This is a genomic window from Caulobacter henricii (genome assembly GCF_001414055.1).
Classification (GTDB): domain Bacteria; phylum Pseudomonadota; class Alphaproteobacteria; order Caulobacterales; family Caulobacteraceae; genus Caulobacter; species Caulobacter henricii.
In genome coordinates this window covers 2,694,324-2,708,672 of the sequence record NZ_CP013002.1, presented here as the reverse complement: position 1 = coordinate 2,708,672, position 14,349 = coordinate 2,694,324, and the positions used below count along the sequence as shown (strand labels likewise).

7 protein-coding genes and 2 pseudogenes are annotated in these 14,349 nt (G+C 65.5%); 8 read left to right on the top strand and 1 reads right to left on the bottom strand.

What is annotated here, in order from left to right; all coding sequences use genetic code 11:
- Positions 1–70 precede the first annotated feature (70 nt).
- Together AQ619_RS12705 and ggt are read left to right on the top strand one after the other, a co-directional pair.
- The gene (locus tag AQ619_RS12705; RefSeq protein WP_062148149.1) at positions 71–3,340 is read left to right on the top strand and encodes a TonB-dependent receptor; all 3,270 of its coding nucleotides are present in this window, start codon (positions 71–73) and stop codon (positions 3,338–3,340) included.
- Positions 3,341–3,442: 102 nt separating this feature from the next.
- Positions 3,443–5,197, top strand: a pseudogene (gene ggt, locus AQ619_RS12700) (gamma-glutamyltransferase); the annotation flags it as partial.
- A 52-nt stretch (positions 5,198–5,249) separates the two neighbouring features.
- On the opposite strand, the gene AQ619_RS12695 reads toward ggt, so the two are convergent.
- Positions 5,250–6,476, bottom strand: a complete 1,227-nt coding sequence (locus tag AQ619_RS12695) for a PQQ-dependent sugar dehydrogenase (protein ID WP_062148146.1) — start codon at positions 6,474–6,476, stop codon at positions 5,250–5,252.
- Between the two features lie 288 nt (positions 6,477–6,764).
- Between AQ619_RS12695 and AQ619_RS19120 the strand changes: the two genes are divergently transcribed.
- The 6 genes and pseudogenes from AQ619_RS19120 (at position 6,765) to AQ619_RS19265 (ending at position 14,238) form a co-directional block, all read left to right on the top strand.
- On the top strand, positions 6,765–6,836 hold the full coding sequence (locus AQ619_RS19120) for a hypothetical protein (protein WP_166504352.1): 72 nt from the start codon (positions 6,765–6,767) through the stop codon (positions 6,834–6,836).
- A 326-nt stretch (positions 6,837–7,162) separates the two neighbouring features.
- Positions 7,163–9,844, top strand: a pseudogene (locus AQ619_RS12690) (TonB-dependent receptor plug domain-containing protein); the annotation flags it as partial.
- Positions 9,845–9,908: 64 nt separating this feature from the next.
- Positions 9,909–11,399 (top strand): putative basic amino acid antiporter YfcC, encoded by a 1,491-nt coding sequence (gene yfcC / locus AQ619_RS12685; protein WP_062148140.1) that lies wholly within the window; start codon positions 9,909–9,911, stop codon positions 11,397–11,399.
- Positions 11,399–12,649, top strand: coding sequence for a cyanophycinase (locus AQ619_RS12680; protein WP_062148137.1), 1,251 nt, complete (start codon positions 11,399–11,401; stop codon positions 12,647–12,649). Before yfcC ends, AQ619_RS12680 begins: the two co-directional genes overlap by 1 nt.
- A 7-nt stretch (positions 12,650–12,656) precedes the next feature.
- On the top strand, positions 12,657–13,541 hold the full coding sequence (locus AQ619_RS12675) for an isoaspartyl peptidase/L-asparaginase family protein (RefSeq protein WP_062148134.1): 885 nt from the start codon (positions 12,657–12,659) through the stop codon (positions 13,539–13,541).
- A gap of 187 nt (positions 13,542–13,728) precedes the next feature.
- Positions 13,729–14,238, top strand: a complete 510-nt coding sequence (locus AQ619_RS19265) for a BA14K family protein (RefSeq protein ID WP_062148131.1) — start codon at positions 13,729–13,731, stop codon at positions 14,236–14,238.
- Positions 14,239–14,349 lie beyond the last annotated feature (111 nt).

Below are 14,349 nucleotides of genomic sequence, written 5' to 3'. Positions count from 1 at the left end.
AGCCACCCGTCGACCCAGATAAGAACGCCATGTCGAGGGGGCAGGGCGCGACGAAGGGCCGATCCAGAACATGCGAAATTCTAACTATGTCCGGAATATCCGGGGGCTTCTGCTGACGTCGGCTGCGGTTCTGGTTCTGGCCGGACCGGCTCTGGCCCAGGATGCGCGACACACCTTCGACATTCCGGCCCAGGATGCCGTCTCGGCCCTGCAGGCTTTCGCCAAGCAGGCTGGAAAGCAGGTCCTGTTCCCCTTCGAAGCCGCCTCTGGTCGCAAGACGCCGGCCGTGGTTGGCGAGATCGCCGACAGCGAAGCCTTGGCCAAGCTGATCGCCGCTGCTGGCCTCGAGATCGCCTCTGACAACGGTCAGACCATCACCCTGCGTCCAGTGTCGGCCGCCCGCCCCCAGGCCCAGGCTACGTCGGCGGGGCGGGCTGACGACGAGGCCGCCGTTGTCGAGGCCGTCCTGGTTGTCGGCTCGCAAATCCAGGGTGCCAAGACCACCGGCGCTCTTCCGGTAACGGTCGTCAACGAGAGCGACATCATCGCCACCGGTGCCGTTTCGGGCGACGAGCTGTTCCGCTCCATCCCGCAGGCCGGGGACGTCCAGTTCCAGGAAGCCCGCACGACCGGCAACCTCAATGACGCCCGCGGCGACGTCTCATCGCTGAACCTGCGCAACCTCGGCACGGGCAATACCCTGTCCCTGCTGAACGGCCGCCGCGCGGTCATGCACCCGGGTACCCAGACCGAAAACCTGGTCCCCGTGCAGACGCCCAATACCAATGCCTTCCCCGTGGCCGGCGTTAAGCGGGTTGAAGTGCTGCGCGATGGCGCGGCGGCCATCTATGGCACCGACGCTGTGGCCGGCGTGGTCAATACCGTGCTCGACACCCGCTTCCGGGGCCTGCGCCTGGAAAGCCAGCTGGGTGGCTCGGAAGGCACGGGTTATCGCGAGGGCAGCTTCAATGTGAAGGCCGGGACGCGGCTTGCGGACGGCACACGCCTGACCTTCTTTGGCGGCTATACCGGCCGCTCGCGCATGATGGCGACCGACCGCGACTATTCCTCAAACGAGGACCATCGCGCCCAGATCGCCGACACGCCCTGGGTCGGCAACACCACCTTTGACAACCGATCGACCTCCAGCCCCTGGGGTTCGTTTACGGTCATTCCGTCGACGACCGCCGTGCGTCAGGGCACCGTGGCCCTGACCACCTCCGGCGTGTTTCACGTCGAACCGACCAGCAATACGGCCGCCGGCTGCAGCAGCACTGTGATCGACGGCAATCTCTGTCTCCGCGCCGGCACCCTTACAGGCACAGCCAACCGCGAGCTTCGCTACAATCAGAACCCGCAACGCACCTTGAAGGGCGGTCTGGAGCGCACGAACCTGTTCAGCACGGTTGAGCGCGACCTGGACAATGGCATGACCGCCTTTGGCGAGCTCGGCTATTACCACGCGCTGTTCACCGGAAGCCGCGAACAGTCGGCCCCCATCGCTTCTGCGCCGATCAGCATTGCCGCCAACGCCTACTGGAACCCCTTTGGACCGGTCGGCAGTCCCAACCGGCTGGCGGGCCTGACCGGCGTGCCGACCACCGGTCTGGCGATGAACATCACGACCTATCGTCCGGTCGATACCGGCCCACGCACCTATACCGTCACCGATGACAGCTTCCGTTTGCTGGGTGGCCTGAAGGGCGACTGGAACGGCTGGAAGTGGGAGTCCGCGCTGGTCTATTCGGAAGCCCGCACCAAGGACAAGACGCACAATGCGATCAGCAATCAGCTCTTCCAGGCTGCGCTGAACCGCACGACCAGCGACGCCTACAACCCCTTCAACGGCGGATCGCAAACCAACTATTCCGGTGACGACACCACCCGCAACGGCGCGGCGACGGTCAATTCCTTCCTGATCGACGTCTACCGCATCAGCAAGACCACCCTGGCCATGGGTGATTTCAAGGTCTCCAAGAAGGACCTGTTCTCGCTGCCGGCCGGTCCCGTCGGCTTTGCCGCCGGCGTCGAATGGCGGCGTGAGACCTTCCTGGATGACCGTGACGATCGCCTGGATGGCAAGATCAAGTACACGAATACCGTCACGGGCCTCGTCTACGGCACCGATGTGATGGGGGCTTCGGGCTCGGTCGACGTCAAGGCTGATCGTTCCATCTCGTCCGCCTTCGCCGAACTGGCCGTTCCGGTCATCTCACCGGAAATGGGCATCCCGTTGGTTGAGGAAGTCCAGCTGCAGCTGGCCGTGCGCGACGAGTACTATTCCGATTTCGGCAATGTGCTGAAGCCCAAGGCCGCACTTCTGTGGACCGTGGGCCAGGGCTTTGCCCTGCGCGGATCGGTTTCGCAGAGCTTCCGGGCGCCAAACCTGCCGCAGTTCTACAGCCCGGGCTCGACCGTTTCGAACACCCGCACCGACTTTGCGGCCTGCCGCATCAACGCCCCGACCGTCCCCACTTGCGCCGGCTCCAGCACGCTGGAAGTGCGCAGCGGCAACGATCAGCTGAAGCCGGAAGATGCCGACAACGCTTCGGTCGGCTTCGTCTATCAGCCGACCTTCATTTCCGGCGGGCTGGGCAAGCTGGTGCTGACGGCCGACTTCTGGTCGATCCGCGAGAAGAACGTGATCGGCATCCTCGGAGCCCAGAACCAGATCAACTACGATCTCCTGCTGCGTCTGGCGGGGAGCTCCAACCCCAATGTCGTGCGCGACGCGCCGGTCGGGACCAACAAGGTCGGCGTGATCAGCTATGTGAACGACACCTATTCGAACCTGCAGCCGCGCATGGTCCAGGGCTTTGACTTTGGCCTCGATTACGACCTGGATGACACCCCTCTGGGGAACTTTGGCCTGACCCTGAATGTCGCCAAGCTGTCCAAGTTTGACCAGTCGCCCAGCGCGGTCGAAGCCACGCTGATGCAGGCGATTGCCGATGGCCGTCTGGCCGGTCTGACGGTGGCGACGGCCGGCAACCAGATCAAGATGGACGGCTTCCCGGAATTCCGCGGCACGGCCAACCTGACCTGGCGCCTGAAGGGCTGGGGTGCTGGCATGTTCGTCAGCCATGTGGGCGAGGTCTATGACACCGGTCCGGTCCAGATCAACGGCCAGTACTTCCCGGTCAAGGCCTGGACCACGGTGAGCCTGTATGGCCAGTACGCCTTCAAGGAAGGCCGTTTCGACGGCTCCACGGTCCGGCTGGGCGTCCGCAATGTCGGCGACAAGGAGCCGCCGATCGTCTCGTCCAACTTCGGCTATCTCGGCGCATTGCATAATGCCACGGGACGCTACTGGTACCTGAACGCCAGCAAGCGCTTCTAGCCGCTGCCCTGGAGCTCCGGCCCGCCGCCACTCCCCTGGGCCGGGCTCTCGCGGGACGACGACACAGCCCCCATGCGCGTCGTCCCGCACACGCTTTCCACTCTTGCCGCTGAGGCGCACGTGAAACCCTTTCGACTTGTCGCCCTGGGGCTATCGGCCCTCGCCCTGTCTACGGCCTCGCTCCTGCCGGCTTCGGGCTGGGCACAGCGCAAGCAGTTGCTGGAATATCCCAGCATCCACCATCCGGTGGTGGGCGAGCGGGGCATGGTGGTCAGCCAGAACGCCATCGCAACAGAGGTCGGGGTCGGCATTTTGCGTCAGGGCGGCAATGCCGTGGACGCAGCCGTGGCGACCGCCTTCGCCCTGGCCGTGACCCTGCCGCGCGCCGGCAATATCGGCGGGGACGGCTTCATGCTGGTCCATATGGCGGAAACCGGGAAGACGGTTTTCATCGACTATCGCGGCATCGCCCCGCGCGCGGCGCGGCTGGAGACCTATGTCGACGACAAGGGCAAGGAAGACAACACCGTCGCCTCGATCGGCTACAAGGCCCCCAGCGTGCCCGGCACGGTCGCGGGCCTGCATCTGGCGCACAAGACCTATGGCAAGCTGCCCTGGAAGGCGGTCGTCGAGCCGGCGATCCGGCTGGCGGCCGACGGTGTGGTCCTGACGCCGGATGAGGCCTTTGTGTTCAGCTGGGGCCAGGAGCGGCTCTCCACCAGCGCCGCCGGCAAGGCCGCCTTCTACAAGCCGGACGGATCGCTCTATGCGGCCGGCGAGGTCCTCAAGCAGCCGGACCTGGCCTGGTCCCTGCGCCAGATCGCCGATCAGGGTGCTGACGCCTTCTATCGCGGCGAGATCGCCAAGCGTTTTGCCGCCGACATGAAGGCCCATGGCGGCCTGATCACGCTGGAGGATCTGGCCGCCTACAAGCCGGTGGTGCGTGAGCCCCTGGCCGGAACCTATCGCGGCCTGACAGTCCTGACCTCGCCCCCCGCCAGCGCCGGTGGCGCGACCCTGCTGCAGATGCTCAACATCCTGGAGCAGTTCGATCTGAAAGCCTCGGGTGCAGGTTCGGCCAAATCCCTGCACTTGATGGCTGAAGCCATGAAGCTGGGCTATGCCGACCGGGCCAAGCACCTGGGCGACACCGATTTCGCCAAGGTGCCGCTGAAGGGCTTTACCTCCAAGGCCTATGGGATCGAGCGGGCCAAGCTGATCGATCCCGATCGCGCCAAGCCGGCCAAGGCCCTGGGGGTCGGCGATCCGTGGGCGTTCGAGAGCCCGAATACGACACACTTCTCGGTGGCCGATGCGGAGGGCAATGCCGTCAGCAACACCTATACCCTGGGTGCGGATTTCGGGTCAGGCGTGATGGTGGCGGGCGCGGGCTTCGTGCTCAACAACCAGATGAACAACTACGCCCATGAAGCGGCGTGGAAGGCCAGGCAGACGGGCAGCCCGCCGCCGGCCAATGCCCTCGAGCCCGGCAAGCGGGTGCTGTCGACCATGATGCCGACCATGGTGTTCAAGGACGGCAAGCCCTGGCTGGTCACCGGAACGCCCGGCGGCAGCACGATCATCGATACGGTGCTGCAGATCATCGTCAATGTCGTGGATTTCGACCTCAATGTCGCCGAGGCCACCCACCAGCCGCGCATCTTCCAGAACGCCAGCGACCTTCTGGAAGTCGAGCCGAACTTCAATCCCGACACCGTGACCCTGCTCAAGGCGATGGGGCATCCGATCAAGTCGGATGAGACCATGGGCAGCGCCCAGTCGATCATGATCGATAAGGGCCTGTTCCTGGGCGGGGCCGATCCCCGCCGGCCGGGTGCAACGGCCGTGGCGCGCTAGAGCCCGAGTCCATCTGATCGCCGTCGCGTCCCACTTGGAGGACGCACCGGCCTCAGGGGCGCGGAACCACCCGCAGCAGCTTGCCGTCGTCCGCTTCCGTCAGCAGATAGATGGCGCCTTCCGGGCCGACGCGGACATCGCGGATGCGCTGGTCGAGCTCTTCGAACAGGCGTTCCTCGCCGACGACCTTGTCGCCTTTCAGGGTCAGGCGGGCGACATGTTTCCCGCGCAGGGCCCCGATGAGGAGGCTGCCCTTCCAGGCCGGGAAAAGATCGCCCTGATAAAAAGCCATGCCCGACGGCGCGATGACCGGATCCCAGTAATAGACCGGCTGCTCCAAACCCTCGCGGGCGGTCAGGCCCTCGCCAATCGGCCTGCCGGAGTATTCCTCGCCATAGGTGATGGAAGGCCAGCCATAGTCCTTGCCGGCTTCGGGACGGTTCAGTTCGTCGCCGCCCTTGGCCCCATGCTCCACGGTCCAGAGTCGCCCCGACGAATCGAGGGTTGCGGACTGAATGTTGCGGTGCCCTGCAGACCAGATCTCTGGCCGGTTTCCAGCCTTGCCGACCTGGGGGTTGTCCGCAGGAATTGATCCGTCTGGCCGGATGCGCACGACCTTGCCCAGGGTCCCGTCCAGGCGCTGGGCCTGCATGCGGCCTTCTGAAATCGAGCGATCGCCGGTGGTGATGAACAGGGTGCCATCACGGGCAAAGACCAGACGGCCCCCAAAGTGCAGGGCTGATTTCAGCTTGGGCGTCTGGGTCCAGATCACCTGAACGCCTTCAACACGGGGCGAGGGGCCCATGAACAGCTTGCCGCGCGCTGCCGCAGTGCCGTTGCCCCCTTCACCGGCCTGGGCATAGGTCCAGTAGATCAGGCCATTGCGCTGAAAGTCAGGATCGACGGCCACATCCAGAAGGCCGCCCTGGCCATTGGCGTCGACGGCCGGCAGGCCCGCTACCGGTGTCGACAGGCGCCCTTGCCCGTCCACCAGTCGCAGCCTTCCGGGGCGTTCGGTGACAAGTCGGGTCCCATCCGGAAGAAAGGCCAGGCCCCAGGCATGATCCAGCCCCGTGGCAAGGGTTTCGATCGTGTAGGCCACGCCCAGGGCCTCGCCCGGCGCACGGGTCTGCCCTGCGACGGCGGGTCGCTGATCGGGTGAATTGGCCGGACGGCTTTCGACGGGCTGACTGGACCCTGGAGTCGCAAGCGGTGTTTCGGACGCCGGACCGCAGGCGCAGATCAGCAGGGCGAGGAGTGGGAAATAGCGCGTTTGCATGGGACGAGACTTTAGACGAGCCATCTGCCCCTGCAATGCCCTTTGGTCGACCAGGCGCTTGCCATTGTCCTGAATGAATTGGCGACAAGCGTCGGTAAACATGGAGCCTTGTCGACCAATGCGGGCCAGGTCGAGTTTGCATGGGCCATAGCGGAACAGGGGCAACGGGTGCCCAATCCGCTATCGTCCGACGCGAAAGTGACGGTTTCGTCTGAGGGTGTTGCGTGTCACAGCTTGCCAGCCGCCAGCTTTTCTGTAGCGTTGCCGGGTCACAGGAACGACGCAATTATGCGAGCTTCGCATCAGGTTCTCGTGCGCCGGTCGGTTCAGTACCACCTGAAAGACTGGTTCAACGAGTGATCCCCCCCCGGCCGTAGAGCGGTTGGGTCGTCGGCGCGTGCGGCGCCGTTTAGCATCAGTCCAGCACTGAACCCGTTGCCTTTGCGCCAATGCGCGCCAGGTGCGGTGCACCGACCCCTGTCTGTCACCAAGAACATCAATGCGCGCGTGACCTCGAGGGAGAACCGTCCCGCGCGGCATGGGGGTATGCACACATGAAGTCCTACAAAAATGACCTGAGCCAGGTGCTCGGGGCAGTCCTGGCCCTTGGCCTGGCCACACCGGTCCTGGCGCAGCAAGCGCCTGCCGCCGCCACTCCGCCCGTGACCGACGAAGCCTCGACGATCGAGGCCATCACCGTCACCGGCACCCGAATCCAGGGCCTGGATCTCAAGGGTGCCGTTCAGGCCTATCAGATCGACCGCGCCGTCATCGACGAGTCCGGCGCGACCTCGGTTATCGACCTGTTCTCGCAACTGCCCGCGGCCGCCGGTGGTGGTGGAACCTTCTCGACCGCCAGCTCCGGGGCCCTGTCCAGTGATACGCCGGTTGGCGCTTCGGGTGTTTCCTTGCGTGGCCTGGGCACCAGCGCGACCCTGACCCTGATCAATGGCCGCCGCGCCTCGGTCAGTGCCTTCGCACGCGGCCAGGAGTCGTTCATCGACGCCAGCGCCATTCCGCTGGCCGCCCTGGAACGGGTCGAGGTTCTTCCCAACGGTGCCTCGGCGCTCTACGGCGCTGACGCCGTGGCCGGCGTGGTCAACTATGTCCTGCGCAAGGATTTCGAAGGTGCCGAATTCACGGCATCTTACGGCGACTCCACCGCTGCCAGCGACGAGGGCCGCTTCAACGCCAACCTGGTGGTCGGCAAGGCCTTCGGCGATCACCACGTCACCGCCGTCGTCGACTATTTCAAGCGCAACGCCTTCTATCTCCGCGACCGGGAAGCGTCGCGGGACTCCGTGCGCCCCAGCCAGCAGGGCTTCTATCCCAGCTTCAACGACCTGTTCTTCATGACCAATGACCAGACCGAAGGGCCTGGCAACGGCGGCTGCGCCGCGTCGGACTTCAAGGTCGGCAATCTGGGCGAATACTGCCAGGTCAACTCCAACCGTTATGTCTCTTCGCAGGATCAGCAGGAGAGCCTGGGTGGCCTGATTACCCACGACTTCGCCATCAGCGACAATGTTTCCTGGTACAATGAACTTCTGTTCCAGCACACCGAGGCTCGCGGCACGAGCTCGCCGGCGAACTTCTCCCGCGCCCCGATCGATCCGGCCAATCCCAACTGGCCGGCCGCCCTGCAGGCTGACATCGTCGCCGAAGGCCGCGTCCGCCGCTTCAGCTCCTACAATGGCTTCCCGATCTTCGCCTGGGGCAAGCTGATCGAGTCGCGCGCCGTTGAGGTCGAGTCCGACTCCTTCCGCTATGTCACGGGTCTCAAGGGCAAGTTCACCAATGGCTGGACCTATGATGCCGGCCTGCTGTTCGGCGGCAATGACCGCACCCAGAGCGGCCTGTCGGGCCTGATCAAGTCCAAGGCCTTCTACGACGCCAATCTCGGCAATCTGTGCAGCGACGGCTCCACCGTCCGGCGCTGGAACGTCAATCTGGTCCGGCCCAGCGCCACCTATGTCGGCAATACCTGCGAGGCGGCCGGCAAGACCACGCTGTGGTACAACCCCTTCGGCGGCCAGACCACCCAGGCGGCGGGCCTCGACAAGCTGCTTGAGACCACGGCCGAGCGCGAAGGGCGTTCGCGCACCTATTCGCTGGATGCCTCGACCTCGGGCGACCTGTTCACCCTGCGCGGTCGGACCGTGAAGGCCGCCTTCGGTGCGGAATATCGCCGCGAAACCCTGCGCGATACGCCGTCGGGCGATGCAGTTGCGACCTCGACCAATCCGGAGCCGATCCTGGGCTTCTCATCGACCAGTGCCCGGGCGGAACGCGACCAGTGGGCCGTCTACGGCGAACTCTATCTGCCCCTGGCTGATCAGTTCGACGTGCAGCTCGCGGGTCGTTACGACCACTACGACGCCTTTGGCGGCGACTTCAATCCGAAGGTCTCGGCCCGCTTCAAGGCCAACGACCTGCTGACCTTCCGGGCCAACTGGTCGACCTCGTTCCGGGCTCCGTCCCTGGCCCAGAGCGGTGCCGGCGTCCTGCTGTCCAGCTATCGCGTTGACTGCCGGGCCACGCCCGCCGCCTGTAACGGCAATGCTGCCGCCAGCGGTCAGTCGCTGCTTTCGGAAGACGTCGGCAACACCGATCTAAAGGCCGAAAACGCCGATACCTGGGGTGGCGGCCTGCTGTTCCAGCCCAATAGCGACATCGAGATCAAGCTCGACTACTGGAACATCGAGCACAAGAACCTGGTCGGGATCGCCGAAGACGACTTCATCCGTCGTGCGCTCGGCGGGGCCTTCCCGGTGACCGGTGCCGGCCTCCTGCCGACCGGCAAGCCGGGCGTGGAAGTGACCAACGGCTTCGTCACCGACGCTCACTTCCAGATCAGCAATCTGGGCTACCAGAAGACCAGTGGCCTGGACTTCTCCTACACCCAGTATCTGCCGGAAAGCGAAGCGGGCAAGTTCACCCTGACCTTCGACGCCACCTATCTGATCGACTTCGATCGCAAGGCCTCCAGTGATGCGGTGGTCGAGAAGCTGGCCGGCGACTACCTCTATCCGCGCTTCCTGGCCAATGCCCGGCTGCGCTGGAAGCTCAATGACTGGCGGGCCTCGCTCGGTGCCCGTTATGTCAGCGACTACAAGGATGACCCTGACGCCCGGACCCTTGCTGCGGTTGGCCTGCCGGCTACCGCCCAGGTCAAGGTGGACAGTTCCGTCACCGTCGACGCCAGCCTGAGCTATGATTTTGGTCCGCACAGCTTCGTGCAGCTCAACATCAGGAACCTGCTGGACGAGACCCCCCCGCGGGTTCTGGGCTCCAGCGCCAATGTCGATCTCTACAACCATGATCTGATCGGACGTTTCGCGACGCTCCGTCTGACTCATCGTTTCTGATCCTGGCGTCACCGCCGCTCCGGTCCTGCAAGACCGGGGCGGCGGCTCATTTCAAGGCCATTCCATGGTTCCCCCCTCTACCGACCCTTCCGCTGCTCCGCCGGTGGCCAAGAGCAAGATCCCCGACACCTTCCTGATCCTGCTGCTGCTGGCCCTGGCCGCCTATGCCAGCACCTGGCTGTTCGCGCCGGGACAGTTCGGGCTGACGCCGTCGGGACGTATCGACCCGGCCGCATACAGCGCCGCCGCTCATCCCAAGGGCGCGCCGGTCTTCGGCGACGAGCAGAATGTCGGTCTGCTGAACTTCCCCTTCGAAGGTCTGGTCACCGGCGATCGTGGCTCGGCGACGGTCGGGCTGATGGCCTTCATCCTGGTCATCGGCGGCGTCTTTGGCGTCATCATGCGGACCGGGGCGGTCGATCGCGCCCTGACGGCCCTGATCGGCGATCCGGACAAGCCCAAATCCAGGCCCGGCGAGTTCTTGATCATGGGCCTGTTCGTCGCCTTCTCGCTGGCTGGCGCGGTGTTCGGCATGAGCGAGGAAGCCATCGCCATCAGCCTGATCGTTACTCCGGTCCTGGTGCGCAGCGGCTATGACAGCATCACCGGCATGCTGACCTGTTACGTGGCCACCCAGATCGGCTTTTCCGCGTCCTGGATGAATCCCTTCGGCCTTGTCATCGCCCAGAGCATTTCCGGTCTGCCGGCCCTGTCGGGCATGGGGCTGCGCATCGTGATGTGGTTCGTGTTCACCGGTGCCGGTCTGGCCTTCCTGGCCTGGTACGCCCGGCGGGTCCGCCTGACCCCGACTCTGTCCAAGGCCTATGAGTCGGACTCGCGCTGGCGCGATACGGCCAGCGTCGGCTCGATGGGGCGTTTCGGCACGGGGGATGGCATAATCCTTGTGCTCCTCCTGCTGACCGTGGCCTGGGTGGCATGGGGCGTGGTCGAGAAGGGCTACTATCTGGCCGAGATCGCCGCCCAGTTCTTTGCCCTGGGTCTGGCGGCAGGCCTCGTGGGGCGGCTGTTCAAGCTCGGCGGTGTCGATTCCAATGACCTGGTGCGGGCCTTCAGCGACGGTGCGGCACAGCTGGCGCCGGCCGCCCTGGTGGTCGGGGTCGCCAAGGGCATCATCCTGATGCTGGGCGGCGACAAGCCCGACCAGTTGAGCCTGCTCAATGCCCTCCTGAATGGCATGAGCGGCCTGACGGCCCTGCTGCCCAACTGGGCGACGGCCTGGGGGATGCTCGGTTTCCAGAGCGCCATCAATCTGCTGATCGTTTCGGGTTCGGGCCAGGCGGCCCTGACCATGCCCCTGATGGCTCCGCTGTCGGACCTCTCGGGCGTCACGCGCCAGACGGCTGTCCTGGCCTTCCAGCTGGGTGACGGCCTGACCAACATCATTGCCCCGACCTCGGCCTCCCTGATGGGTTGCCTCGCGGCCGGGCGGCTGGGCTTTTCGACCTGGCTGTCCTTTATCTGGAAGCCGCTCCTGGGTCTGCTGGCCCTGGCGGCGGCCTTTGTCCTCGTGGCTCAGCTGACGGGGTATAACTGATGCGCCGGTGGCTGATTGCCCTGGCAGCGGTCCTGTTCGCGGGGCCTGTCGCGGCCCGGGACGGAACCCTGGTCATCGTCGGCGGGGCCCTGTCGCCGGACAATGACGCCGTCCATGCCGCCTTTATCGAGGCGGCCAGGGCCCATGCCGGGCCTGGTGTGGCACCGCGCTTTCTGATCATCCCGGCCGCCTCCGGGGCACCCAGTGACTCTGCGCGGGCTTTCACGGCCCAGCTCGTGCGGCGCGGCGTCGAGGCCAGCCAGATTGCCGTCAGCAGGGTCGCGGTGCGGGATGACGAGACGACGCCGGAGGTGGACGAGTCGCGCTGGACCTCCGGCGGCCTAGCTCCGGAAGAGGTGGCCAAGGCCACTGTGGCCGACGGCATCTGGTTCGTTGGCGGGGATCAGGCCAGGATTGTCGCCACCCTGAAGACGACAAAGGGCGAGGACACGCCCTTGCTGACGGCGATCCGCCGCCGCCTCGCTGAAGGGGCGGTGATCGGTGGAACCAGCGCTGGAGCGGCCATCATGAGCGAGCCGATGATCCTGCAGGGCGACAGCCTGCCGGCCCTGCTTCATCCGGTTGGCGGATCCGACACGCCGGACGGTGAAGCCCTGGCCCTCGGGCGCGGTCTGGGCTTCTTCCCGGGCGTGCTTGTCGATCAGCATTTCGACCGGCGGGCCCGGCTGGGCCGGCTGGCGCGGGCGACTGCGGTCCTGCCTAAAGCCCAGCGCCTGGGCTTCGGCATTGACGAAAACACCGCCCTGGTGGTCGATCTGTCGCGGCGCAGTGCCCGCGCAATCGGCGCGAGGGGCGTCACCGTGCTCGATGCCAGGAAGGCCGAGATCGCGGCACGGAAGTCAGACTTTCGTCTCGGACAGGCCCGGCTGACCGTCATCAGCGGCGGCGATCGTCTTGATCTGACGACCCTGGCGGTCGCCCCGGCCGACAACAAGCGTCCGGTCAGGGTCTCGCGTTCAGCTTCCCCGCGTGTTCGTATGGCCGAAGGTCTTGCGGTGCCCGCCAGCCGCCTCGACACCTGGCTCGCCGAGGATCTGGTCGGCGTCGCAACGGCTCGCCGGATCGAGCGGCCATCTTTTGTCCCCGGCGGCCGGGGCGTCCTCTATGGCTTTGCCCGGACACCCGCCACGGCGGCCTATCAGGGGCGAGATGCCGACGGCCACGATCACGATACGATCATCGACGTGGCTTTCGACATTTCGCCCATTCAAGTTGTTATAAAGCCATAGGTTTTCGATGAGCTCTCCCCCCCATGTGATCGCCCTGCACGGCGGCGCCGGCGTTACGCCGGGGCGCGACTACAGCGAGGCGACGGACTATCTGCGCGACCTGGCGGAGCAACTGTCGAGCCAGCTGGCCGATGGGCTGCCGGCCATCGATGCCGTGGAGATCGCGGTGCGCGAGATGGAGGCCAGCGGCCTCTTTGTGGCCGGGCGCGGCTCAGCGCCCAATGCCAAGGGTCTGGTCGAGATGGACGCCTCGATCATGGACGGGGCGCGCCACAAGGCGGGCGCGGTCTGCGCGATCCGGGATGCGGCCAGCCCCATTGTCGCGGCCCGTCGCGTGATGGAGGCCACGCCCCATGTGCTGCTGGCCGGGGAGGGGGCTTCGGACTTCGCGCGTCAGCAGGGCCTGGAGCAGATCGTCGATCCCGACCGCTATTTCCGCATGCCGGTCGGTGTCACCGCCGCCGACATCGAGGCTGAAACCCTGGCCCTGGCGCACGGCACGGTCGGAGCGGCGGCCCTGGATCAGAGCGGCAGGCTGGCCGCCGCGACCTCGACCGGCGGCGTGTTCGGCAAGCGGCCGGGCCGGGTCGGCGACACACCCCTGCCGGGGGCCGGGGTCTGGGCCGACGAGGAAGTGGCGGTGTCCTGTACCGGGGTCGGCGAGTTCTTCATTCTCACCGCGGCGGCCTTCGACGTCTCTGCGCGGCGCCGCTATCTTGGCGTTTCGCTCGAGGCGGCCTGTCAGGGGATGATCGACAGCGTTGGACGGCTGGGTGGCGACGGTGGAGTCATCGCCGTCAACCGCGCGGGTCAGGTCGCCTTTGTCTTCAACTCTCCCGGACTGAAGCGGGCTGTGGCGGGCTCGGCCTTCGAAACCTGGTCGGGCACATAACCCTTGGGCTTGGGTGCCTGGGTTACGATCTTTCGATGATTATTTGATTTCGATCAAATAATCATCGAGCCGAAAGGCGTGGCGACGCTCTGAACGTTTGGATCAGGTTTCGGCTTCCGGCCGTGCAACCTGAACTGGGCAGAGGTGTTTACTCTGCGGGGCGCATCCTGCTCTCCCGGAGAGCGCCATGCGCAAGATTCTATCGATTCAAATGATGGCGCTGAGCGCTATTCTGGTCTGTACAAGCGTCGCAAGCGCTTCGCACGCCATACCCCTGTCCAAGGACTTCGTGGTTCGGGCTGACCAGGGCCAGACAGGCCTGCAGACCGTCCAGTATCGGTCCAATGACCATGATCGGAATGACCGGCAGGAGCGGTCAAACAACCGGCCGGCGACCCGGGTCCAGAGCCGCGAGGCTTTTCGCGATCGCCGCTATGTCGACCGCCGACAGGGCCGTGGCTATTATGATCGCAACTATGGATCGATGCGCCGCGACAACTCCTCGGCGATCGAAGCCGGCTTTCTGGGCTTTGTCCTGGGCGCGGCCATTACCGGGTCAGGCAATGATCGTACCTTTGCCAACAGCCGCCTGAACAACCGGCGCTGGACCAGGGCCTGCAGCCGTCGCTATCGCTCGTTCGATGCGCGGAGCGGCACCTATCTCGGCAATGACGGCTATCGGCACTATTGCCGCTGATCCCGTCTTGAGCCTGGCAGGTCCGTGCAGCCCGGCATGACCGGCATTGATCGTCCGGGCGCGCCTGAAAAGACAAAGCCCTGCAGGTCTGCCTCCATCCAGGGGAGCGAC